The following is a 22,174-nucleotide window of genomic DNA, read 5'->3' on the forward strand; positions in this document are numbered from 1 at the left end:
CGGCGGGGGCCGCCAGCGCGAGGGTAGCCGGGTGGCTCGCCGGTGCAACTGGAACCGCAGGCGCGCTGGAGGTCGCTGCCGTCTGCGTCGAGTCTTGCGGCGTGTGAATCGCATAGCGCAGCGCCAGAATGCCCACCGCCAAAACGAGCAGCAAGACAAGCGCGGGGATGCGCATCGACCGCCATGCAAAACGCGGCGCTAACGATTCGGATGCCGAATCGTCTGGTTGCGCGGCAGCCGAAGCAGTAGCGTTATCGGCGGATGGCGGCCGTGGCTTGTCCGGTTCGACTACGCGCGGGCTTGCCTCCGGCACCGGTGCCGCCACCGGTGCCTCCACGTCATCGCGTTGCTCTACCACCCTCGCCTCTGGCTGCGCATTCGCCACGGTTTGCGCGGGCTTTTCGGCGGCGGGCGCCGGCAGATCGGGCGTCGCCGCGCGCTGCATCGCTTCATACCCGGCAGGCACGAACACTCCCGGCGTAGGCTCGTGCAGGCCAAGCGACTGGGCAAACGCCGCCACCGACTCGGGCCGGTCTTCGATCCGCAGCGCGAGCGCATGGTCGATGGCGGCCCGCACGCGTTCGCTGTAGTGCTCCTGTTCGTGTTCGCCTTCGTTGGCCGCCGCGCGCCCCGCCAGCGGCCGATACTGGTCCTGAATGCTGCGCACCACCGCCGCCGGCGGCAGCTCCCCCGTCATCAGCACATGCGCGAGCGCGCCCAGCGCATAGATATCGGTCCAGGGCCCCTGCCGGAACGCGGGGTCGTCGGTGTATTGCTCGATCGGCGCGTAGCCTGGCTTGAGCATCATCGCGGTCTCGTCGACCATGTCGCCGATCAGCTTGCGCGCCGCGCCGAAGTCGAGCAGCACCGGGTTGCCGTTGGGCAGGATGAGAATGTTGTCGAGCGAGATGTCTCGATGAAAGCACTGCGCGCGATGCAGCACGTCGAGCGCACCCAGCACCGCCGCCAGCATGCGCAGCAGCGCGGGCTCGCTCATGCGCTGGCCGCGCTGATGCAACTGTTCGAGCGTCTGGCCCTCGTAGTACGGCATCACCATGTAAGCGGTGCCGTGGCTTTCCCAGAAGTGCAGCACCTTCACGAGGCCCGGGTGATCGAATTGCGCGAGCAGGCGCGCTTCGTTCAGGAACGCGGCGCGCCCTGCATCGAAGGCCTGCGAGAAGCGCGCGGCGCGCAGCGCGACCGTGAAGTCGCCCGCGCGCGACGCGAGCATCGCGGGCATGTACTCCTTGACCGCGACCGCGCGCTGCAAGGTGCGATCGAACGCGCGATAGACGATGCCGAAGCCGCCCGTGCCCAGCACCGAGTCGAGCTCGAAGCCGGCCAGCCGATGGCCGTTCGGCAAGGGCCGCACGCCGTCGCTGCCGGGCGCCGAGCCCGCTTGCGCGCCCCCGTGCGAACCGCTTTTCGAACCGTTTTTTGAGCTGCCTTGCGAGCCCGCGCGCGCGGCGTTCGGCGCGGCTTCGGCGTAGTGCGGGTCGGTCATGCCAGTCCTCCCTGCGGCTCGCCGAAGAGCCGCTGAAACAGCGCGGCATCGAGCCCGCCCGTGTGGACGTCGGTGCGCGGCGCGCCGCCATCGGCAGCGGTCCACCAGAAGCTCGTCATGCCGTGCGGGTCGAAGTATTCCCACAAATTCGGCCAGCCGCCTTCAACGCCCGGCGCATCGCTGCCTGCGAGCGCTGCGTCGTCGCGCAGGCCCTGGGCCAACGCCAGATCGAAGTCCTCCGGCCCCAACGCGCCGCGTATCGCGTCGCGCACGATCGCCCCCATCAAGCGGATGCGCAGATCGGCGCGCTCGCGCTCGCCGCTCTCGCGCCCATACCGCTGCGGCGCGAACGGCTGCGCGACCACGAGCGGATAGCGCCGCCCGACGCGGTCGCGACTCGGCGCGACGCAGCCGAGCTGCACCCAGCCCTCGCCGCTGCCGGCGGGAATGGCGAAGCTCCAGAGCGGCGCGTGCGCATCGAGCGTGGCGCCGCCCGCCGCCATCCCCTGCGAAAGCCATTGCTCCCATGTGCGTGCGAGCGCGCCCTGCATGCGGCGGCCCACGAAGTCGCCTGCGCCCGGCAGCTTGCCGTACCAGGCGGGCAACGCGAATTCAGCGCCAAGGAGCGCGCCGTTCATGATTTCCCCGGACACGAAAACGACTCCAGTTGCGCGAGACGCAAGGGATTGCGCACGCTGTCCGCGCTCACCTGCATGGCGAGCGCGTGATGATCGACGTTGAAACCGGCCACCATCTGCTCGGGGCCCTGGCCGCGTCCCGGCGCGGCGCGACCTGAGGCGGCCCCATCGAACAATCTCATGAGCGCCCACGGCCCCTCGGTCACGATGCCGTCGGTCGCGCCCGACTGATCGACGACCTGCAGCCGCACCTGGTTCATGCCGCGCGGCCCCGGCCACTGCACCGTCACGGGCGCCTGCGGACCGTGCGCATAGCGCACCTGCTGGCCGTCCACATCGAGCGTCCATTCGGAGATGTCGGGGTCCATGTCGAGCGGCTTGATTTCCAGCTTGATGGTGGGCGTGCGCGCGCCGCCCGCGAAAAACGCATCGCGTATCACGGCAGCTTTTTCGAACGAGGCAAGCAGCGCGCTATCTCCCGAAACGCCCGATGCCCCCGCACCGCCGATGAAGCGCCACGGCTGCACGCTCGTATCCACGCGGTTTTGCAGGTTCTTCTGGAAGAACTCGTCCATCATGCCGCCCTGCGCGAACAGGCGCGCGAAGTCGCCGGGCGCGACGTCGCGCGACGAGCCCCGCGCGAACGGATAGCGCCCCGCGATGGCCTGGCGGCAGAAGTCACCGATGTTGACGGACGCGCTCTGCGCGAGGTTCTGGTCGACGTTGTGCGTGACGGTGCCCTGCGCGGCGTTTGCGAGGTCGCCCAGCATCTGCCGGAACGGCGCGGGCATGCGGCCGGCCTCGGCGCGGATCTGGTCGGCACTGTCCGATTGAGGCGGCGTCCCGCCACCGCGCAGCGCGGCATCGGCGGCGGTGAGCCACGTATAGAGGTTGTCGATCGACTTGAGCACCGCGGCCATCGCGGGATTCGCGCCGCCGCTGCCGCCACCGCTGCCTTCGCTGCCGCTGCCCGCGCCGCCGAACTCGCGCAGGCCCGCGAAGTGTGCATCGACCACCGCTTCGGGCCGCGCGTCCGCGCCCGATGCATCGCTGCCGCCCTGCGGCTGGCCGAAGATCTGCGCGAGCGATTCGCGCGCCTGGTTCACCTTGTCCTGTGCGCCCGCCGCGAGCCCGCCTGGCCCGCTGGCGCTTTGCGTGAGCGTGGTCTGCCGCGCGGCGGCGTTGGCCAGACGCGTGAGCGGCGAGTCCGGCGCGGACAGCACGCGCGCAATCTGCGTGACCTGCGCGATTGACGCCGTGCCCTGCAGGCGCAGATCGCCAAGCAAGGCGTCCCAGCGGCGCATGTAGTCGTCGAGATAGAGCGCGCGCACGTCCTTCGCCTGGGCGCTTGCGGCAGCGGGCGTCGCGGCCTCCTGGGCGCGCAGCCCGAGCACCCAGGTTTCGTCGCGGCCAAACGCTTCCACCGCCGCCGCGAGCCGCTTGTCGAACACCTTCCAGTAGCCGTCCCAGGTATAAAGACCCGGCACGCCCTCGTTCAGGCTCGCGCCGCTCGCGCGCCTGAACACCAAGGCGCCCGAGGGGCCCGCCATCTGCGTCACGTTCACGTCGTAAGCAGCCGCCGCCGGGCGCAGCGTGCGCGCAAGCTGGGCGTACAGACGCTGCGCGAAGGTGAGCCGCAACAGCTTGTCGCGCGCGGCGGCCACCATCTGCTCGTTCTGCGCGAACGGCGAGACCACCACGCGGCCCGAGAACAGCGCCGCCATGTGCGCGCGCAGGTCGTTGCGCTGCGCGGGCGTCAGCTGAACGCCGGGCGCGGAGGCAATCTCCAGGTCCAGCACCGCCTGCACGAAGTCGGGATCGTAATGGGCGCTGTCGTAGAGCATCAGATACGCCTTGAGCGCCGCGTACACATAGGCGGGGTCGTCGGGCGGCGCGTCGTGCACCGCCGTTTCGAGCCGCCGCGCGGCCAGCGGCAGCAGCAGCTCGTCGAGCGCGCGGTGATAGACGTTCTCGGCGGCCGACTGCACCTTGTCGCCCTGGAACAGCCCCCAGCGATACGCAAGCGGCGCGTTGGCCGGGTCGACGCCTTCCACGTGCCCGATGTTGCGCATCGCGTCTAGCATCGGCAGCACACGCGCGATGTTGTCGGCGTCGGTGATCGTCACGCCTTGCAGCGCGCGGTCGATTTGCGGCACGCGCGCCTCGACCGACGCCAGATACGCACGATTGCGCGCGTAGCTGCCCACCCACGCCGCCAGCGCGCCGGCCAGCAGCAGCGCGAGCGCCGCGTAGGCGGCGAGCGCAAACATTCGCTGGCGCTGATACCAGCGCATATCGGTGCCGGCGAGGCGCGCTTCCTTGAAGATCAATTCCTGAAGCAGGTCCTTGAGGAAGAAGCTGCGCCCGCTCGCCGCCGACCCGGCCACATGCGGCGCGGGCGGCGCGCCGTCGATCTTGAGAAAGCGCTTGATGCCGCCCATCACGCGGTCGAACACGGTCCCCTCTTGCGTGCCGCTCGTGAAATAGACGCCGCGCAGGAGCGGCATGGCGTCGAAGCGCGAGGTCGAGAACACCTGCTCGACGAATTGCCCGAGCACTTCGTGCAAGCCGATGAATTGCTGCGGCAGCGAATAGATGAGCTCGCGCCGGCGCGCATCGGGCTCGGCGGTGAAGAGCTCGGGCAGCGCGTCGTTCAGGCGGCGGTGCAGCAGCCGGTATTCGCGGTCGAACACGGGGCGCAGGCTGAAGTCTCGCGCTTCGGTCTCGGCCAGCGGGATCGTGAAGCCCCACACCTGCGCGCGCTCGGTGCGGTTCAGGCGCGCGAAGTAGTCGGTGAAGCCCGAGAGCAGGTCCGCCTTGGTCACGAGCACGTACACGGGGAACTGGATGCCCAGTTCGGTGCGCAACTCCTGCAGGCGCTTGCGCAGCGCCATCGCATGTCCGGTGCGCTCGACCTCGGAGGCGCCCAGCAGATCCGATACGCTGATGGTCAGCAGCGCACCGTTCAGCGGCTGGCGCACGCGGTACTTCTTGAGCAGCGCGAGAAAACCCGACCATTCGTCCTGATCGAGCGCGCGATTGCTTTCGTGCGTAGCGTAGCGGCCCGCCGTATCGATCAGGACGGCTTCGTTGGTGAACCACCAGTCGCAATGGCGCGTGCCGCCCACGCCGCGGATGGCCGCCTTGCCGAACTGCTCGGCGAGCGGAAACGTGAGGCCCGAGTTCACCAGCGCCGTGGTCTTGCCCGAGCCGGGCGCGCCGATGAAGACGTACCACGGCAACTGATAAAGATACTGGCGCGTGAGGCCTTCGAACCAGCGGCCGATGCGGCCGCGCAAACCTTGAACGTTCTGCGCGCCCGACTGCGCACCCTGCAGTGCGCCCTTCTGCGCGCTCCCGAGGCGCGCGCTGCGCAAGAGCCTGGCGGCCTCGTCGAAGCGGCTGCGCAACTCCTGCGCATGCGGCGCTTCCTCTTCGCGCGCGTGGCGGCTTTCAACGGGCTCGCGCAACTGGCTCAGCAATTGCGCATTCAGCTGCGCGGCGCGCCAATGCCGATACCCCACGCGCGCGGCCCACACCGCGAAGATCAGCGCGATGAAGAGCACGCGTGCGAGCGCGCTGTCGAGCGGGCGATACGTGCCCACCGAGATCAGCGGCCCCACGAGCCAGATCAGCGCCGCGAACGCCACCAGGCCGATGACGGCCCACACGCGCGCACTCAGGAGCGCGCGCAGCGCGTGCCATGCCGAACGCCCGACGCCGCTCATGGCGCACCTCCCGCAACGCCCATGTCCGGCGTCGCGAGCTTCGGCGGCGCGGTGAGCAAGGTAATTTCCACGCGCCGATTGCGGGCGCGGTTCGCGGCGCTGTCGTTCGGCGCGACGGGATCGGCGGCGCCGCGTCCTTCGGCGCGCACGCGGGCGGCATCGCCAAGTCGCGCGGCAAGAATGGCCGCCACGGCCTGGGCGCGCTCGACCGAGAGGTTCCAGTTCGACGGAAAACGCGCGCTGTGCACCGGCACGTTGTCGGTATAGCCGGCCACGACAATCGCGCCCGGAACGCGCGCCAACGCGGCCGCCACGCGCGCGAGCGTCGGCTGGTAGCGGTCGATCACGGTGGCGGAGCCCGATTCGAACAGCCCGTCGCCGCGCAGCACGATCACGCTGCGGTCGGCGGCGTCGCGCACTTCCACGAGCCCCTCGGTAATCTCCGGCGCAAGGAAGCCCGCGAGGCGCGGCGGCGGCATCGGGTGGACCGCCGCGGGCTCGGCGGCTTGCAGGCGCACGCTCGGGATCTGCAGCCGGCCGATCATCGCGAACGCCTTGTCGGAGCGCCCCGCCAGCGCGAGATCGAGCCCGAGGTAGACGCCGAAGCCCACCAGCAAGGCGAGCGCGGCGCAGGCCCAGAGCGGCACGGCGAAGCGATGCGGGTCCTCGCGCGCGATCTCGTCGCGCCAGTGCGCCGAAAGCGCGGCGTCATAGTCGCCGCGCACGCTGCGGATCGTGCGCGCGAGCGAGTGACGCAGATCGTCGAGCTGGGCGCGGCCATTGTCGAGCACGCGATAGCGCCCTTCGAAGCCCAGCACGAGGCAGTAATAAAGCAGTTCGAGCAGATTCAGCTGCTCGCGCGGCTGCTGCATCAAACGGTTCAGGAGTTCGAAGAATTTTTCTCCGCCCCACGTCTCGTTGTGAAACGCCACGAGCAAACTGTTCGACGACCAGTCGCCGGCCCCGCCCCACGGCGTGAGCGCCGCCGCCTCGTCGAGCGCCGTGCACAGGCAGTAACGCGCCGCGCCGATCTGCTCCGGCGACGCCCCCGCGTCGCGCGCACGCTCTTCGAACTGGCGGATCTCGTTGGCGAGATGTTCGCGCAGCCAGGCCGGGTTCGGATGGTGCACGGTGTAGCGAATCTGCGGAATCAGGTTCAGCAATGCGTTGGCGGCGGCCACGAGCGGATTGCCGCCCTCGGCAGAGGCCGCCGATGCGGCGGAGGCCGCCAGTGCGTCGCCCGCGAACCCGCGCGCCTCGCCGGCCGGCGCGTCGGCGCGCCACGGCTCGTCGCCGGTTGCCCGGGCGAGATCCGGCGGCGCGGCCATGAAGGCGCCATGGCCGGCCTCGCGTTGCGCGGCGAAGGGATCGTTGAGCGGATTCATCGCGTGTCACCTGCGCGCATCTCGCCCATGCGCACGCCGCCTGTGCGCACGCCACGGATCGCCCAGAACTCCATCGCGAGGCCCGGAAACTCGCCGGCCAGATGCAGCGCGAGACCACCCGAGCGTTCGAGTTGCCGCCACAGGTCGCCGCCCTTGTCGATCTCGAAGTAGCTATGGCCGGCGTGATACGGAATCTCATGCGGCGCGACCGGCAGCGCGCGCACCGGAATGCCCGGCAACTGCAACTGAACCAGATCGCGGATGCGCTCGACCGGCCCGAGCTTGACCTGGGCGGGAAAGCGCGTGCGCACGCTTTCGGCGGGCACATCGGCGCGCACCGCCAGCACGAAGCCCGCGTCGCGCAGCAGCGAGGTGTCGGCAATCACGGCCACCTGCACGCCGTTGCCCGCGTCGGTGAGCGCGATCTGCACGGCGTTCTGGTCGAGCACGGTGGCGAGCGAGCGCCGCAGTTCGGCGAACAACTCGCCGAAGCTCGCGCGCAAGTCGTCGTGACGATAGGCCGGCAGCACCTCGGGCCGGCGCGAGGCCGCCGTAAACGTCGCGAAGTCGCAGGCGAGCTTGAGCCAGTCGCGAAATAGCAGCTCGGGGTGAACGCCTGGCGTTTGCGCGGTGTGCGAAGTCACCGCCAGATAGCGATTCACGAGTTGCAGCAGCAGGAAGTCGGCGACCTCGGAAACGCCGCCGCGCCCAGCCTGCGCGAGCCGCCCGGCAAGCAGCTCGCTGCGCTGCGCGAGCAGCCGGTCGAGCTCCTGCACATAGCCAGCTAGCTGCGGATGCGCGTGCGCGTCGAGCAGCGGCGGAATATAGGTCTCGTCGATCACCAGTTGGCGGTCGGCGCGCCGCTCGATCACACGCAGCACGCCCATCGCGTGCCAGTCGTCGTCCACGCTGCTCGCGAGCGCGAGCTTGAGCTTCAGGCGTCCTAATTGCACGAGCGCGGGTTCGAGGCACACCTCGTTGACGTCGGCGATCTCGGCCTCATGGGCTACATAGCGCGCGAGCGCCGCCGCACCGCCGCCGAACGTCACCTGCGCGCTGCTGCTGCGCGGCGCCGGCAGCGCCAGCACGACCGTGGTATCGCGCACGTCGGCGCCCACTTCCAGCGCCTCGGGCGCCTCGTCGAGATGCGAAAAATCGAACGGCGTGCCATCGGGCAGCATGCCGCTCGCGGCGCGCAGCATCACCTTGCCGTGCGCGAGCGCCTCCTCGTCGATGCGCAGCGACGCGAAGCCCCATGAATAGCACTGCAGCGGCGCGCAGCGCAGGTGCACGTAGCGCTCGAAGTAGCGTTCGAGTTGCTGGAAATGCTGGGGCCGCAGGAACATGCCCTCGGACCACACCACGCGGTCGCGCTGGCCGGCGCCGCCCGCGACGGGCACAACAGGAGCATTCATGCGGTCGTTCATGGAGCCTCACCGGAATGGGGTGTGGCGACGAGTCCGTCGCCCTGCACCGCGATCACGTAGCGCATTTCGGAGGGCTTGCCCTGCCAGAACTTGAACAGGTTGGTGCTCGCGGGCGGCGGCAACGCCACCACGACCTTCCAGCGGCGCTTCTCCAGCTTGCGGTAGCCCGCCACCACGCCGAGCGCCCGCACTGCTTCGCCGCCCGGGTAGTGAATCGTGCGCGACTCGCCCGGACGCAGAACGATGCGGTCCGTGCCCGCCAGTTCCGCGCCGAGCGCGTCTTCGGGTTTGCTTTGCAGCGAGAAATAATCGGCTCGGCCGAAATTATTACCGGATTTCAGCTGAAAAGTTTGCAGCGCGATAGGCGCGGGGCGATTTTGAGAATCGCGATTGACGTCGGCCGCCACCTGAAATGTGACCGAATAGGGAACCGGCAAATCCTTCTCGGTCGATGCACACCCCCATAATAATAAAAAGGCAAAATAAATCCCCGCGCGCGGTTGAAGCACGCGCTTAATTTGCGCTCCGTACATACCGTGCCAGTCCTCTGATTCAGCGCGAAAACACGTTGCTCATGCACAGGCACGAACACGCCCCGTCCCCGGTTCATGCCTGCAAACAGGGGCTAAGAGTGCTGCTCCAGGAATACCCACCCTGACCCATGCGTGCCGGATAACGAGCCACGGGGCCACGACGCCATGCCTTTTGCTGTTTCGCGGAATTAAATTAATCTATCGCCGACGCTGTCTCACGAGTAATAATTCATATGAGGAAAAATCAGGTGACTAGACTATAGTTCGTACGATTCCTTACCGCAACGATCTCCGAATACGCGCTCTACAAATAAATTTTTCATGCCGTAGTATTTACACTGCGCGCTTGAATCCAGAATTAAATACCGGACTGCCGACGATGAATTGGCCGATACGCTGGAATTTATTACGTGCGAATGGCACGCCGGCCGCCCTTGGCGGCGTATTTTTACTGGCGCTTGCTGCAATGCTTTTTGCAACGGGCGGCTGCAGCAGCCTCTCGCCCGCGCAACGGGCCGCCGCGAATACCGTTGCGTCCGCAAACGATGCGTATCTCGCGGGCGACTACTCGCGCACCATCCAGCTGCTGCGCAACAGCAACGCTGTGGAGGACGGCGACCGCGCCACCCAGATTGAAGCGCACAAGCTGATGGCATTCAGCTATTGCGTGACGAACCGCGTCGCGCAGTGCCGCGCCGAGTTCGAGGCCATCTTGCGCATCGACCCGCACTTCGAGCTGTCCGCCGCGGAGAAGGGTCATCCCGTCTGGGGCCCCGCCTTCGATGCGGCTCGCCGCAAGGTCGCGCCATCGTGACAGGCTGCCGTGACACAGCGGCGCGCCGCAAGCATCTTTTGTCCGTTATTGAGTGAGTCAGTCAGCATCATGCAATTGACCGTCATCGAATATGCAGGGGAGCCGGTCCGCACCGAGACCAGCGTGATGTTTCATGCGCCGGGCGGCACGATCGGACGCAATGCCGATAACCAGATGGTGCTGCCCGATGAAACGCGCCAGGTCTCGCGGCTGCAAGCGCTGCTGCAGATCGACGGCGAGCATTGCGTGCTGAAGAACTTGAGCAGCGTCTCGGTGGTGGAGATCAACGACACGCCGCTCGAGTACACCGAGGAACATGCGCTGGCGTCCGGCGATGCGATCCGCATCGGGCCTTATGTGCTGCGCGCCCATGATGGCGAAGCCGGCGTGGAGGACGTGGCGCAGACCGCGCCGCCGGCGCCGGTCGAGCGACGCATTGCAACGCCCTCGCGCGAGCGGGAAAGCGAAGGCCGCGCGCCACTCAACGGAAACGTCAAGGAAAACGTCAGGGAAAACGCGCCGATCCCGACCGATCCGCTCGCGCTGTTCGCGCGACCGAGCCGTGACGAAACGGGCCACGCATCGGCACAAACACTGGCACCTACGCCGCCCCCGACATCGACGCAAAAATCCGCGCCAACGCCGGCCCGAGAACAAGCAGCCGCGCACACCCTCAATATAGATGCGCACGCAACTAAATCTTCAGAGAGCGAGCCGGAGCGCGAATTCCCGCTACGGCCACCGCTGACACGCGCATACGACCCGGCATCCGCGCCAACCCAGGCAGCAAGCACCACAACCCGCGCCGGTGCGCCCACGCCTTCGGCCGCACCCGATTCCGCCGATGCGCTGCTTTCCGCTTTCCTGCGCGGCGCGGGCCTCGACAAGGCCACTTGCGACTGGCAAACCGAGCAGTTGTATACGGCCGGGCAATTGCTGGCGCTGTTCGCGAACGGCACGGTCGAACTGCTCTCCTCGCGCAGCATTCTCAAGCGCGAAGTGAAGGCCGACATGACCGTATTGCTCGACCGCGAAAACAACCCGCTCAAGCTGCTGCCCGATGGCAGCGCGGCGCTGCGCCAGATGTTCGGCCTGCCGTTTCCCGGCTTCATGACGCCGCCTGGCGCCGTCGAAGACGCGTTCCACGACTTGCAGGCGCACCAGATCGCCATGGTCGCGGGCATGCGCGCCGCGCTCAATGACGTGCTGCTGCGCTTCTCGCCCGAACGCCTGGCCGCTCGCAATGCGCCGAGCCGCTACGAAGCGTTCCTGCCGGTGCTGCGCAAGCTACGTTTGTGGAACCGTTACGAACGCCTGCATCACGAGACCATGCTCGCCGTCGAGGACGACTTCAGCGCGGTGTTCGGCCGGTCCTTCCTGCGCGCCTACGACGAGGAAGTAAGGAGCTATCACGCGCGACGCCGCCCGGCTCGCGCGAGCGACGCATGAACCTCTCGTGCGCCCAGTTCTCGCGCGCGGGCTCGCGCGAAAGCAATCAGGACGCACTCGGCTATACGATCTCCGACGACTACGCGTGCTTCGTCGTGAGCGACGGCGTCTCGGGCGAGCCCGGCAGCGAGATTGCCGCGCGCTGCGCGGTCGAGCGCATTCTGGAGCGTGCACAACACAGCGATTCCACTCGCACGCCCACGCTCGCGCACATCCTGCATGCCTGCATCGAGGACGCGCACGGCGCGATCCGCGCGGGCCAGCAGCGCGAGCACGAACGCGGCCGCATGAGCGCGACGGTGATCGTGCTGCTCATCGACCGGCGGCGCAACCTCGCCCAATGGGCGCACCTTGGCGACAGCCGGCTATACCGCTTCGCGCGCGGCGCGCTGATCGAGCGCACGCGCGACCACAGCGTGCGACAGCAGTTGCTGGACGCGGGGCTGCCGAGCGACGGCGTCAATCCTGGATGGCTGCATATGGCACTGGGCATGCGCGGGCCGATGGCGCCCGCGATCAGCGAGCCGCATGCGCTGGAAGACGGCGACGTGTTTCTGCTATGCACCGATGGCCTCTGGCAGACCGTCGCGGAGGATGCGCTCGAAGACCGGCTGCGCATCGTCCATAGCGTCGACGACTGGGCGCTGCTGATCGAGCACGAGGCGATGCGCCATTCGGGCAGCGCATCGAATGCCGATAATTATTCCGCGCTGGCGGTGTGGGCGGGGAGCCCGCAGAACGTGACGCTGCAGCGGATCAGGACGCGGCGGGAAGGGTAAGGCCGGAAGGCCTGGGAGAAGCCCCCGCCGCGCAAGGGCGAAGCACCGATTAGTCGTAATGCTTCTTGTGCTTCTTGTTCTTGTGCTTGTAGCTGTTGTCGTGATGGTAGTCGTTGGAGTACGAGTTGTTGCGCGAGATGTTGCCCCCCAGCGCAGCGCCACCGGCGCCACCCGCCGCCGCGCCCACGAGCGCGCCCGTCGTACCGCCCATCGCGTTGCCCGCTGCCGCGCCTGCGCCGCCGCCCAGCGCGCCGCCCACCACGGCGCCCGTGCGCTCGCGATGGTTCGACGTTACCGCTGCGCCCGCGCCGCCGCCCACGGCGCCGCCGATCACCGCGCCCGTGCTGCCGCCCACGGCGTTGCCCACCGCCGCACCGGCCACGCCGCCAAGCGCGCCGCCCACGGCATTGTTCATGTCACCCGCTACGGCGGGCAGCGACGCCACGGCCATCGCAGCAGCAATCGCCGTCGTTCCTGCAAGCTTCTTCAGCATTGACTTGTCCTTTGCCTTGTTGAGATATGGGGGCAAGTTTAACATTTAATATGAAAGTATAATGTTAGATAGTGTCAAAAACCATGCATCGCACGCCATTTCACGTCAACAATTGGTCTTTCTACTGATATCTCGCTCCATCCGGCGAAAACGCAGGTCGCGCTGCGGGTCGTGCCATTTGCGCTGGCGCGCGCGGTGGCTTTGGCAGAACATAGGCCATTGCCATTGAGGAGCGCGCCATGAAATTCGTGCCACTCAGGTACGCAGCCGGCATAGCCGCTGCGTTATGGAGCATTTGCGGCGTGGCGACCCTGCCCGGCGCGGCTTACCAGACCACGGTCCAGCTAGCGAGCGGAAAACACTTGCTGTGCAGCGTGAACGAAGCGCGGCCCGCCGGCGAACCGGCGGTGTTGACGCGCCGCGAGCAGGACCAGGCCGAGGTGCTGGCGACGCAGCGCCTGCGGCTGCTCAGCGGGCCGTATTCGGATTACCCATCGGACTACACCGCGCCTGCCGTCGCGTGCGTGAATGCGGACTAATTGCGCAGACCGAAGCCGGTGCAATGACATGAAGAAATAGAAAAAAGCCCGGCGCGCGGCCGGGCCAAGCGTGGAATCAGACTGCCTTAGAAGCGCGTGCGCACGCCCGTGGTCAGTTCGAGCTGATTGGACGCGCCAAACGTCGAGCCGACCGTGTAGCCGCCGTGCAGCTTCATGTAGTCGCCGGCCAGATACAGCTCGGTGCGCTTCGAAAGGTGATAGAAGACCGAAGCGTAGAGCGTTTCCTTGAAGCCGTTGTGCAGGCCGCTGGTCAGATCGAAGGTGCCGAGGTTGGCGTTCGGAATGTTGCCATCGGAGTTGTACGCGGCGTTATGCACGCGCATCTGCTGATAGCCGAGTTCGTAGTCGAACGCACCCTTCGGCGCGACCTTGAGCGACACCGTCCACGAATTGTCCTGACGCTGGCCCAGCGCGCCCTGGTTGCCCCAGTAACGGAAGTAACCCGCGTTGGCGCGCACGATGCCCAGCGTGTAGTTGCCGCCGACCGAGAACGACTGGTTCGTGTTGCCGTTCAGGTTCACGTGGCTATAGTACGTCGACGCCGCGTACGAAGGGCCGTTATAGCCGAGCGCAAACTGGTAGGTCGCGTTGTTGCCGAAGCTCGTCTGGTTGCCGAACGCGTAGCCCGCGCTCGCGAAAATGCCGTTGCTGAACAGCTTCTTCCACGCCAGGCCGTTGTTATAACGGGTGCCGGTCGCGCCGGCGGCGTAGAAGATCATCTGCTTGAAGTTGTTAGAGTTGGTCCAGCCGCCCTCTTCCGTGGTCAGCTTCGCGCTGCCATACGCGTCGCCGTAGATGGCCGAGGCGTCGCGCGCGATCGTGTTCTGGAAGCCGGCGGTGAACTTGCCCAGGCGTTCGTCTTCCACGCCCACCCATGCGTCGCGGTCGAAGATCTGGCCCGGGTCCTCCATCGCGCCGTTATTCACGGTGTATTCGCTTTCCAGACGGAAGATCACCTTGGTGCCGCCGCCGATGTCCTCGGCGCCTTTCAGGCCCCAGCGGCTGCCGCTGAACCACGGCTCGCCGTCGTTGCCCATGCCGATCACGTGGTTGCCGTTGGCGTCCGCGTGCGTGCGGTAGGTGGGAACGCTCAGGTCGATCAGGCCGTAGAGTTGAACGCTCGACTGGGCGTGTGCGCCGCTCGCCGCCAGAGTGCCGGCCGCCATGGCGAATGCGAGATGCTTCTTCTTCAAGATTGTCTCCTCAGGTAACTGCATTGAAGTTCTGTTTATTCCGTTGCCCTTTTCTGGCCGGCTGCTGCTCCCGGTTTGCATGACAATCAACGGATTGGTACGAATCGTAGTGCGCCCAATCCTTCGCGCTCCTTTCGCGAATGCTTCGCATCGCTTAGTGGATTCACCAATGTCTAAACCGGGGAAATGGCGCTTTGGTCGCGCGGCGTGGCGTCCTTCGCGCGCAGGATGTAGCCAAGGCCGCGCAGCGTCATGATCTGCGCGCTCGACTCTGCCAGGTGCTTGCGCAGCCGGTGGATATAGATGTCGATGGCGTCCGCGCTCGGCTCGTCGTCGAGGCTGTAGACGCGCTCCATGAGCGTGTGCTTCGACACGGTCTTGCCCTGCTGCAGCATCAGCGCTTCCAGAATCGCGTGCTCGCGGCGGCGCAGCGCGAGCGGTTCCTCGTTGTGGCGGAATTCGCGCGTGTCGGACAGGTAATGCAGATCGCCGCAGGTGAGCCAGCCCGACTTGTCGCCCACCTGCCGGCGTATCAGCGCCTTGATGCGCGCAACGAGCTCGCGGCTGTCGAAGGGCTTCACCACGTAGTCGTCGGCGCCGGCGCTGAAGCACGCCACCTTGTCGTCGATCGAGCCGTGCGCGGTGAGCATCAGCACCGGCACGTTATCGCGCCGGCGCCGCAAGCGGTTGAGCACGTCCTTGCCGCTCATGCGCGGCAAGCGCATGTCGAGCAGCACCACGTCGTAGCGCTGCGTCATCAGCACCGAGTCCGCGGCCTCGCCGTCGGCCACGCAATCGACCGTGAAATTCTCGGCACGCAGCAGATTGACGATCCAGTGCGCGAGCTCGGCGTTGTCTTCCACGAGCATCAGCTTCATTGTTGTTCCTTGTTCACGTCAGCGCTGTCTCCAGCATCGCGGGCCGCTCCTTCGAGCCGCTGCGCGCCGCCGCCTCGCGCCACACCGGCAGGCGCACCGTCACGACGAGTCCGACCCGTCCAGCGCCGGACCCCACGCTCACCGTGCCGCCATGCGAGCGCGCCACCTGGTGAACGATGGCGAGCCCAAGCCCGGTTCCTTCGGTGTCCGTTGCAATGCGATAGAAGCGCTCGAACACGTGCTTGCGCGCTTCAGCGGGAATGCCGGGGCCGTTGTCGACCACCTGCAGAACGACCTCGGCGCCCTCGCGGCGGCAGATGGCGGTCACGTTGCCGCCCGTCTGGGTGTAGCGGATCGCGTTGTCGACCAGATTCGCGGCGAGCGAGGCCAGCAAGCCCGCGTTGCCCGCCACCACTACGCCGTCGTCCAGTTCCGCGCCCAGATCGATATCGCGCTGCTGCGCGGCTTGAATCAATTCTTCGAGCACCGAGGACACCACCGCGCCAAGATCCACACGCGTACCCATGCGCTCGGGCGCGATCGATTCGGCCTGGGCGAGCAGCAATAACTGGCTCGTCAGTTCCGCCATCTTCTGGCTCGTGCGGCGCACGCCGTGCAGCGCGACGAACAGCGCCGGGTCTTGCGCATCGCATTGGCTCGCGAACTGGATCTGCGTGGCGAGCAGCGTGAGCGGCGTGCGCAGTTGATGCGCCGCGTCGGCGATGAATTGGCGCTGGGTCGAGGCGTGCACCTTCAGGCGCGCAATGCATTGATTGATGGCGTCGACGATCGGCCTCAGCTCGGAGCGCAAATGATCGGGCCGGATAGGTTCGAGCTCGGTGGGCTCGCGGTCGGCCACGTCGTTCTTGAGCTTCATGAGCGGGCGCAGTTCCAGCGTGAGCCCGAGCGGCACGAGCAGCGCGGCGAGCGCGAGCATCAGCCACTGGCGCATCAGCTGCGGCCGCCAGAGACCGTCGATCATCGCCTGGCGCGAGGCCACGGTCTTGCCGACGATCACCGTGACGCGCTCGGCGCGGCCCGAGTCGTAGAGCGTGCGTTCGTAGGCCACCGCGCGAATGGGTGCGCCGTCGTACTGGCTGTCGTAGAACGCGGGCAACGGCGCTGACGACTGCGCGGATGATTGCGCGGACGACTGCGCGCTCGCGGGCGGCGGCGCGAGTTCCGGCACGCCACCGAGCAGCCGGCCGTCGCCGGCGAGCACCTTGTAGAACACCCGGTCCTGGTACGGCGACTCGAACATCTCCAGCGCCGCCGGGGGAATGTTCGCAACGAGCGCGCCGTTCTCCCAGTCGACGTCCTCGATGATCGTGCGCGCCGAAGCGAGTAGCGAATTGTCCTGCAACAGATCCGCGGTCTGCCGCGCGGCATCGTAAGACATGCCGCCCGTGACGACGGTGAACGCCGCCAGCGGCAGCAGCAACCACAACAGCAGACGCGCACGCAGGCCATGCACCATGTCACGTTCTCCGGTAATCGGGATAGGGGCAGGCCTCGCGGCCCGGCCCCTCCCACGCCACCGTGCGTACGGGTCCGTACACGGCGGCTCGGATCGGTTAGCCGACTGGGCCGACCGAGGGAAGTCCAAGAGAACGTAGATACCGGTTTGGCAGTGCGAGACTCAGCGCGGGGCTGCAACTAAGCCGCCATACATTGTGCGGCGATCCAACGGTCTGAGCGGCTAGATCACGGCTAACCCCGCGGGCAGTCAATTCCTTGAAACGGGTCCGGCCACGCTTCCATTGCTTCCAGAAGAAGCAGCGGAGACGGCGACGAATCCATTCATCGAGGCGCTTCAGCACGCTTGGGGTTTCGCAGAAACCAAAGTAGCCACGCCAGCCCGTGAGATACCGCTTCAGCGTACCAATCATCTGGTCGACGCTGACGCCTCGGGTGCGCTGTGTCAGTTCCCTGATCCTCTCCTTGAAGCGAGCCAGTGCCTTGGGTGCAATGCGCCGTTTGACCTGTTCCCGGTTCGAGAAGGTAAAACCCAGAAACTTCCGCGTGTGTGGTGGCGCGACCGCGCTTTTCGCTTCGTTGACCGTCAGCTTGAGCTTGCCAGTGAGGAAGGTTTTGAGACCCATCATCACTCGCTGGCCAGCGCGTTCGCTGCGTACGTAGACGTTACAATCGTCGGCGTACCTCACGAACCGCAGTCCGCGTTGCTCAAGCAGTTTGTCAAGATCGTCGAGCATCAGATTGGATAACAGCGGCGACAGGGGACCGCCTTGTGGCGTACCTTCGTCCGTTGCACCAACCAGCCCGTGCTCCATCACGCCTGCCGTCAGGAACGAGCGGATCAGCTTCAGGACGCGCCTGTCGCTCACCCGCTTTGCCACCCGGCTCATCAGGATATCGTGGTTCACGCGGTCAAAGAACTGCGCCAAATCCAGGTCTACCACCCAGCGGTGTCCCGCCTGGATGTAGCCCTGCGCGCGCGCCACGGCCTGATGTGCCGAGCGTCCCGGACGAAATCCGTAACTGGAGTCCGAGAACGTCGGGTCCCACTGCCTTTGCAGCACCTGCAACACCGCCTGCTGAACGAGCCGGTCGAGCGCAGAAGGAATGCCGAGCTTGCGCACGCCTCCTCCGTCCGGCTTGGGTATCTCGACCCGTCTCACAGGTTGGGGTTGGTAGGTGCCTTCGAGCAGTGAGGCCCGTATCGTCGGCCAATGCTCCCGCAGGTACGCCGGTAATGCCTGAACTGTCATGCCGTCCACACCCGGTGCGCCCTTGTTCGCTTTCACACGCTTCAACGCCTGCTTCAGGTTCTCCCTTTCGCAGACTTCTTCCATCAGTCGGTCACAAGCCGACGGGCTTTCAGGCTCGGGGTTCGCCGTCATAGGTTCAGCCCCTCGATCAGCAGCCACCGGAGCTTCACCCCTTCTTCCGCTATCAAGGACGCGATGCGTTTTCTGCTGCGCTCCCATGTCGAGTTCTCCGGCTTACTCGCCGCTCCTCTCCGTTTGGGCCTTCAGGCGTCGCCGCCCTAATATGCCCGCTGCTGACTCCTGCACGGCGATCAACAGCCCTTGCGAGCTGTTCAGTCCTGATTCCAGGACACCGGGCAGGCCTCCCGGGGTAAGCTCAACCGCCTTCACCACACACCCGCCTGATTTACCACCCCAGCCTTTGATGGTGGAGGACTTCGCGATCATTGGCTCGCTCGTCCGACCGGGTAGGCCTCATATCAGGTTTCTGTTCGTCAGGTCGTGGCTTTGCTACACGCTTCCTTCAGACCCCGCCTCGCGACGACGCCCTTGCGTTTCACTAGTCCTTCGCCCCATCAGGCTGGACAGGGGACTTTCACCCCCAAGCTGTTGTGCATGCTCGGCACACCAAAAGAAGCCGTCCCGCAGCGCGGGACGGCGTTAGAACGCTTCGGACCTCGCCCGCCGGAACGGTCTCCGGCCGGGTCCTTCAAGTGATCGAAGCGCTCAGAATGCGGAGGGCCGCCATTTGAGCAGGCGCTTTTCCAGCGAGCTCAACAGGTAATCGGTTGAGAGCGCAACCACTGCGAGCACGATCATCGCCGCGAACACGCCGCTCGCGTTGAACGCGCCTTGCGCGGTCGAGATCAGCAGACCGATGCCTTGCCTGGAGCCCAGGAATTCACCCACCACGGCGCCCACCAGCGCGAAGCCGAAGCTCACGTGCAGGCTCGCGAGAATCCACGAAAGCGCCGAGGGAATCACCACCGACGTGGTCACCTGGCGGCGCGATGCACCGAGGATCTGCGCATTGGCGATCATGTAGCGGTCCGCTTCGCGCACGCCCTGGAACGCATTGGCGAACACCACGAAAAACACCATCACCACGGCGAGCGCCACCTTCGACGCCATGCCGAGTCCCAGCGCGATCACGAACACCGAGCCCAGCACCACGCGCGGAATCGAGTTGGCGATCTTGATGTAGAGGCTGAAGACGTCGGAGAGCAGCTTGTTGCGGCCCAGCACCACGCCGCATACCACGCCGCCCACGGCGCCGATCAGAAAGCCGAGCACGGTCTCTTCAAGCGTGACCCACACCTGCAGCAGCAGCGGGCCTTGCGAGGTGCCATTCACGAACCAGTCGACGATCTGTTGAAAGATCAGCGAAGGCATGGAGAAGAAGAACGGGTCGATCCACTTGTTGCGTCCCGCGAGTTCCCAACCGCCGAGCACGACGACCAGCACGAGCACGCGCAGGCCGATCACGAGCGCATGGCGCTGGCGGATGCGGCGCTGCGCGGCGCGCTCGACTTGCGCGAGCGAGTTGCGGTCGAGTGCGGCCGCGTTCGAAACAGTTGCAGGAGCAGTCATGGGCGGTTTCCGGAGTTGAAGCGTTTCAGGCAATTTGCACCTCCTCGCGCAGGTCGTGCCAGATGTCACGGGAGATTTCGATAAAGCGCGGTTCGTAGCGGATTTCCGAGGTGATGCGCGGGCGCGGCAAGTCGATTTCATAAACCTTCTTGAGCGTCGCGGGCCGCGCCGTGAGCACGAACACGCGGTCGGCCAGCGCAATCGCTTCTTCGAGGTCATGCGTGACGAACACCACCGAGCCCGTGCCGCCCCACAGTTGCAGCAGTTCGTCCTGCATCAGCGTGCGCGTTTGCATGTCGAGCGCCGAGAACGGCTCGTCCATCAGCAGGATTTCGGGCTTGTTGATGAAGGTCTGCGCGAGCGCGACGCGCTTGCGCATGCCGCCGGAAAGCTGATGCGGATAGTGCTTGCCGAACTTGTCGAGGCCGACGCGGCGCAGCCATTCGTTCGCCTCGTCGTAGGCCGCCGATTTCGAGCGGCCGCGAAACAGCGGGCCGGCGGCCACGTTGTCGAGCACCGAGCGCCACGGAAACACGGCGTCGGCCTGAAACACGAAGCCGATGCGCGGATCGATGCCGTTCACGGGCGCGCCCATCACGCGCACTTCGCCCGTGGTGGGCTTGAGCAGGCCCGTGATCATGCTGAGCGTGGTGGACTTGCCGCAGCCCGTGGGACCGACGATGGCGATGAATTCGCCCTGAGCGACAGCCATGCTGAAATCGCGCAGCGCCACGGTGGCCTTGCCGTCGGGTGCGATAAAGCGGCACGAGACGTTGCGGAATTCGATGGCCGGCATAGTGGATTGCGCAGGGTCTTGCGCGGAAGTTCGCGCGCCTGGTTGAACTGGAGCTTGCTTCATCAAGGACATCTCACGATTGTTCGGACTCGGCCAGAGAAGCAGCCGGCGCCGAAACCACAAAACACAGGAAAGCAGCAGCACGGCGGTCCTCGCGGACCGCCTTGCCGTAACGACGTCGAAACGCAGTTATTTCGCGCTGACGAACTCGTTGGTGTACGTCCTGGCCAGGTCCACGTGCTTGCCCTTGACCGACGGATTGAACGCCGAGAGCACCTTCAGCACGGTAGCGGGACCGTCGGCGGGCATCTTCGCGTCCGCGGTGTACATCGGCAGCGACGCCTTGAGCGCGGTGACGTAGAGCGCCTTGTCCTTCTGGTAGTCGTCGGGCATCTTTGCCGCGATGTCCTCGGCGCTATGCGTGTGGATGAACTGCATCGTGCGTGCGAACGCATGCGCGAGCTTCGCCGCCTCGGCCTTGTGCGAGGCCACCCAAGCGTCCTGCACGTACAGGCTCGCGGCCGGATAGGTGCCGCCGAGCGCGGCGCGCGTGCCGTCCACGGTGCGCATGTCCACCAGCACCTTCGCGTCGCCGGTCTGCAGCAGGCGCGAAACGGTGGGCTCAGTGGTCATGCCCGCATCGATGCGGCTCTGCTTGACGGCGGCGATGAAGCTTGCATCGGCGCCCACGGGCAGCATCGTGTACTCGGTCGACGCAATGCCATGCTGGCCCGCGAGATACTGCGTGAGGAAGCTCGTGGACGAGCCCAGCCCCGTCACGCCAAGGGTCTTGCCCTTGACGTCGGCCATGCTCTTGATCGTGTCGGCGGACTTCGACGACACCACCTCCACTTCGCCCGGCACCTGGCCGAACACGGCAATCGCCTTGACGTCCTTGCCCTTCGTCTGCAAGTCGATGGTGTGGTCGTAGAAGCCCACCACGCCTTGCACAGCGCCGGCGAGCAGTTCGTTCTCGGCGTCCACGCCGGCCGGCTGCGAAAGCAGTTCGACGTCGAGCCCTTCGTCCTTGAAGTAGCCGAGCTGCTCCGTGAGCTTCGCGGGCAGATAGATGAGCTTCGTGATTCCGCCGACCATGATGGTGATCTTGCCGGGCGCGTCGGCGGCCTGCGCATTTTGCAGCGCAGCGCCGAACAACAGGCCACAGGCGATCGCCATGGCAGGCAAACGACGGCGCAATGCGCGGGAAGTGGGTTGCATCGACTGTCTCCATTATTTTGGGCCGGCGGCACGATACCGCCTGCCTCGATGAATGGCGGCATTCTAGCCAGCGCAACCCTTCTCGATGCTTTCGCGCCAGGCGGCGAAACATGGGGGATTTCCATGAAATGCGGCCTGGTAGCCGGCAATCTTCTCAACGAGAATCACTTGCATTCAGTCCGCATCGCATCGCGCCGAATTTCAAAGCGAACAAATAATCTTCCATTCCAGCCAAAATGTTTATAAACAACTCAACGATTATTCGGATCATTGTTTTTATCGTATGAAAATATGCAATCCGACTATGACAAAAAGTCGCTTCTTTTTATTGTTGCCGGGTAACAACAGGTTATTGCCGCGGCGCTCGATATTGAAGAAACTGACTACGGGCTTACCGTTAAAGCCGATAAGATACAAACTACGCGCAGCAGTTAAATTTCCGCGCAAACGGCATAAAAGC

The 22,174-nt window shown here is 66.0% G+C and carries 18 protein-coding genes and 1 pseudogene; 4 read left to right on the forward strand and 15 right to left on the reverse strand.

The window, feature by feature from the left end:
• Nucleotides 1–178: 178 nt before the first annotated feature.
• The 6 genes and pseudogenes from P5W98_RS26945 to tssJ form a co-directional block, all read right to left on the reverse strand.
• Nucleotides 179–1,372 (reverse strand): annotated as a pseudogene (locus P5W98_RS26945) (protein kinase domain-containing protein); the annotation flags it as partial.
• Between the two features lie 128 nt (nt 1,373–1,500).
• Complete coding sequence (tagF, locus tag P5W98_RS26950) at nt 1,501–2,157, reverse strand: type VI secretion system-associated protein TagF (RefSeq protein WP_421027784.1); 657 nt, start codon at nt 2,155–2,157, stop codon at nt 1,501–1,503.
• Nucleotides 2,139–5,870, reverse strand: coding sequence for a type VI secretion system membrane subunit TssM (gene tssM / locus P5W98_RS26955; protein WP_421027785.1), 3,732 nt, complete (start codon nt 5,868–5,870; stop codon nt 2,139–2,141). Before tssM ends, tagF begins: the two co-directional genes overlap by 19 nt.
• The gene (locus P5W98_RS26960) at nt 5,867–7,255 is read right to left on the reverse strand and encodes a DotU family type VI secretion system protein (RefSeq protein ID WP_421027786.1); all 1,389 of its coding nucleotides are present in this window, start codon (nt 7,253–7,255) and stop codon (nt 5,867–5,869) included. Before P5W98_RS26960 ends, tssM begins: the two co-directional genes overlap by 4 nt.
• On the reverse strand, nt 7,252–8,670 hold the full coding sequence (tssK, locus tag P5W98_RS26965) for a type VI secretion system baseplate subunit TssK (protein WP_421027787.1): 1,419 nt from the start codon (nt 8,668–8,670) through the stop codon (nt 7,252–7,254). The genes P5W98_RS26960 and tssK overlap by 4 nt, the downstream gene beginning before the upstream one ends.
• 8 nt (nt 8,671–8,678) lie before the next feature.
• Entirely contained in the window at nt 8,679–9,215 is a 537-nt protein-coding gene (gene tssJ, locus P5W98_RS26970; RefSeq protein WP_421027788.1) for a type VI secretion system lipoprotein TssJ, read from the reverse strand.
• A 466-nt stretch (nt 9,216–9,681) separates the two neighbouring features.
• Here tssJ and P5W98_RS26975 point away from each other — a divergent pair, with 466 nt between their 5' ends.
• The 3 genes from P5W98_RS26975 (at nt 9,682) to P5W98_RS26985 (ending at nt 12,257) form a co-directional block, all read left to right on the forward strand.
• Entirely contained in the window at nt 9,682–10,029 is a 348-nt protein-coding gene (locus P5W98_RS26975; RefSeq protein WP_421027789.1) for a TssQ family T6SS-associated lipoprotein, read from the forward strand.
• Nucleotides 10,030–10,098: 69 nt separating this feature from the next.
• Complete coding sequence (gene tagH / locus P5W98_RS26980) at nt 10,099–11,478, forward strand: type VI secretion system-associated FHA domain protein TagH (protein ID WP_421027790.1); 1,380 nt, start codon at nt 10,099–10,101, stop codon at nt 11,476–11,478.
• Complete coding sequence (locus tag P5W98_RS26985; RefSeq protein WP_421027791.1) at nt 11,475–12,257, forward strand: PP2C family protein-serine/threonine phosphatase; 783 nt, start codon at nt 11,475–11,477, stop codon at nt 12,255–12,257. The genes tagH and P5W98_RS26985 overlap by 4 nt, the downstream gene beginning before the upstream one ends.
• A 49-nt stretch (nt 12,258–12,306) precedes the next feature.
• Here P5W98_RS26985 and P5W98_RS26990 read toward each other — a convergent pair whose 3' ends face one another.
• A complete protein-coding gene (locus tag P5W98_RS26990; protein ID WP_421027792.1) occupies nt 12,307–12,750 on the reverse strand; it encodes a hypothetical protein in 444 nt (147 codons plus the stop codon).
• A gap of 239 nt (nt 12,751–12,989) precedes the next feature.
• On the opposite strand from P5W98_RS26990, the gene P5W98_RS26995 reads away from it, so the two are divergent.
• Nucleotides 12,990–13,289 (forward strand): hypothetical protein, encoded by a 300-nt coding sequence (locus P5W98_RS26995; protein WP_421027793.1) that lies wholly within the window; start codon nt 12,990–12,992, stop codon nt 13,287–13,289.
• 86 nt (nt 13,290–13,375) lie between these two features.
• On the opposite strand, the gene P5W98_RS27000 is transcribed toward P5W98_RS26995, so the two are convergent.
• From P5W98_RS27000 to P5W98_RS27035, 8 genes are all read right to left on the reverse strand, one after another.
• A complete protein-coding gene (locus P5W98_RS27000) occupies nt 13,376–14,476 on the reverse strand; it encodes a porin (protein ID WP_421028038.1) in 1,101 nt (366 codons plus the stop codon).
• Between the two features lie 200 nt (nt 14,477–14,676).
• Nucleotides 14,677–15,381 carry a response regulator gene (locus P5W98_RS27005; protein ID WP_421027794.1) on the reverse strand — a complete coding sequence of 235 codons (705 nt, stop codon included), beginning with the start codon at nt 15,379–15,381 and terminating at the stop codon, nt 14,677–14,679.
• A gap of 13 nt (nt 15,382–15,394) precedes the next feature.
• A complete protein-coding gene (locus P5W98_RS27010) occupies nt 15,395–16,858 on the reverse strand; it encodes a sensor histidine kinase (RefSeq protein WP_421027795.1) in 1,464 nt (487 codons plus the stop codon).
• 97 nt (nt 16,859–16,955) lie between these two features.
• Nucleotides 16,956–18,329, reverse strand: coding sequence for a group II intron reverse transcriptase/maturase (ltrA, locus tag P5W98_RS27015; RefSeq protein ID WP_421073477.1), 1,374 nt, complete (start codon nt 18,327–18,329; stop codon nt 16,956–16,958).
• A gap of 15 nt (nt 18,330–18,344) precedes the next feature.
• Nucleotides 18,345–18,557 (reverse strand): hypothetical protein, encoded by a 213-nt coding sequence (locus tag P5W98_RS27020; protein ID WP_421073476.1) that lies wholly within the window; start codon nt 18,555–18,557, stop codon nt 18,345–18,347.
• Nucleotides 18,558–18,836: 279 nt separating this feature from the next.
• Nucleotides 18,837–19,700 carry an ABC transporter permease gene (locus tag P5W98_RS27025; protein ID WP_421027796.1) on the reverse strand — a complete coding sequence of 288 codons (864 nt, stop codon included), beginning with the start codon at nt 19,698–19,700 and terminating at the stop codon, nt 18,837–18,839.
• A 25-nt stretch (nt 19,701–19,725) separates the two neighbouring features.
• Nucleotides 19,726–20,496, reverse strand: coding sequence for an ABC transporter ATP-binding protein (locus P5W98_RS27030; protein ID WP_421027797.1), 771 nt, complete (start codon nt 20,494–20,496; stop codon nt 19,726–19,728).
• A gap of 189 nt (nt 20,497–20,685) precedes the next feature.
• Entirely contained in the window at nt 20,686–21,672 is a 987-nt protein-coding gene (locus P5W98_RS27035; RefSeq protein ID WP_421028039.1) for an ABC transporter substrate-binding protein, read from the reverse strand.
• Nucleotides 21,673–22,174: the final 502 nt, after the last annotated feature.

Origin of the sequence: Paraburkholderia sp. A1BS-2L (assembly GCF_051125205.1) — a bacterium.
Lineage (GTDB): Bacteria > Pseudomonadota > Gammaproteobacteria > Burkholderiales > Burkholderiaceae > Paraburkholderia.

Bases quoted from the DNA above. Each gene is read 5' to 3' on its own strand.
- ltrA (WP_421073477.1), bottom strand. From the start codon at position 18,329: ATGGGAGCGCAGCAGAAAACGCATCGCGTCCTTGATAGCGGAAGAAGG.
- tssJ (WP_421027788.1), bottom strand. From the start codon at position 9,215: ATGTACGGAGCGCAAATTAAGCGCGTGCTTCAACCGCGCGCGGGGATT.
- P5W98_RS27030 (WP_421027797.1), bottom strand. From the start codon at position 20,496: ATGCCGGCCATCGAATTCCGCAACGTCTCGTGCCGCTTTATCGCACCC.
- P5W98_RS27000 (WP_421028038.1), bottom strand. From the start codon at position 14,476: ATGGCGGCCGGCACTCTGGCGGCGAGCGGCGCACACGCCCAGTCGAGC.
- P5W98_RS26995 (WP_421027793.1), top strand. From the start codon at position 12,990: ATGAAATTCGTGCCACTCAGGTACGCAGCCGGCATAGCCGCTGCGTTA.
- P5W98_RS27035 (WP_421028039.1), bottom strand. From the start codon at position 21,672: ATGGCGATCGCCTGTGGCCTGTTGTTCGGCGCTGCGCTGCAAAATGCG.
- P5W98_RS26990 (WP_421027792.1), bottom strand. From the start codon at position 12,750: ATGCTGAAGAAGCTTGCAGGAACGACGGCGATTGCTGCTGCGATGGCC.
- tssK (WP_421027787.1), bottom strand. From the start codon at position 8,670: ATGAATGCTCCTGTTGTGCCCGTCGCGGGCGGCGCCGGCCAGCGCGAC.
- P5W98_RS27005 (WP_421027794.1), bottom strand. From the start codon at position 15,381: ATGAAGCTGATGCTCGTGGAAGACAACGCCGAGCTCGCGCACTGGATC.
- P5W98_RS27025 (WP_421027796.1), bottom strand. From the start codon at position 19,700: ATGACTGCTCCTGCAACTGTTTCGAACGCGGCCGCACTCGACCGCAAC.
- P5W98_RS26985 (WP_421027791.1), top strand. From the start codon at position 11,475: ATGAACCTCTCGTGCGCCCAGTTCTCGCGCGCGGGCTCGCGCGAAAGC.
- P5W98_RS26975 (WP_421027789.1), top strand. From the start codon at position 9,682: ATGCTTTTTGCAACGGGCGGCTGCAGCAGCCTCTCGCCCGCGCAACGG.
- P5W98_RS27020 (WP_421073476.1), bottom strand. From the start codon at position 18,557: ATGATCGCGAAGTCCTCCACCATCAAAGGCTGGGGTGGTAAATCAGGC.
- tagH (WP_421027790.1), top strand. From the start codon at position 10,099: ATGCAATTGACCGTCATCGAATATGCAGGGGAGCCGGTCCGCACCGAG.
- tssM (WP_421027785.1), bottom strand. From the start codon at position 5,870: ATGAGCGGCGTCGGGCGTTCGGCATGGCACGCGCTGCGCGCGCTCCTG.
- P5W98_RS26960 (WP_421027786.1), bottom strand. From the start codon at position 7,255: ATGAATCCGCTCAACGATCCCTTCGCCGCGCAACGCGAGGCCGGCCAT.
- P5W98_RS27010 (WP_421027795.1), bottom strand. From the start codon at position 16,858: ATGGTGCATGGCCTGCGTGCGCGTCTGCTGTTGTGGTTGCTGCTGCCG.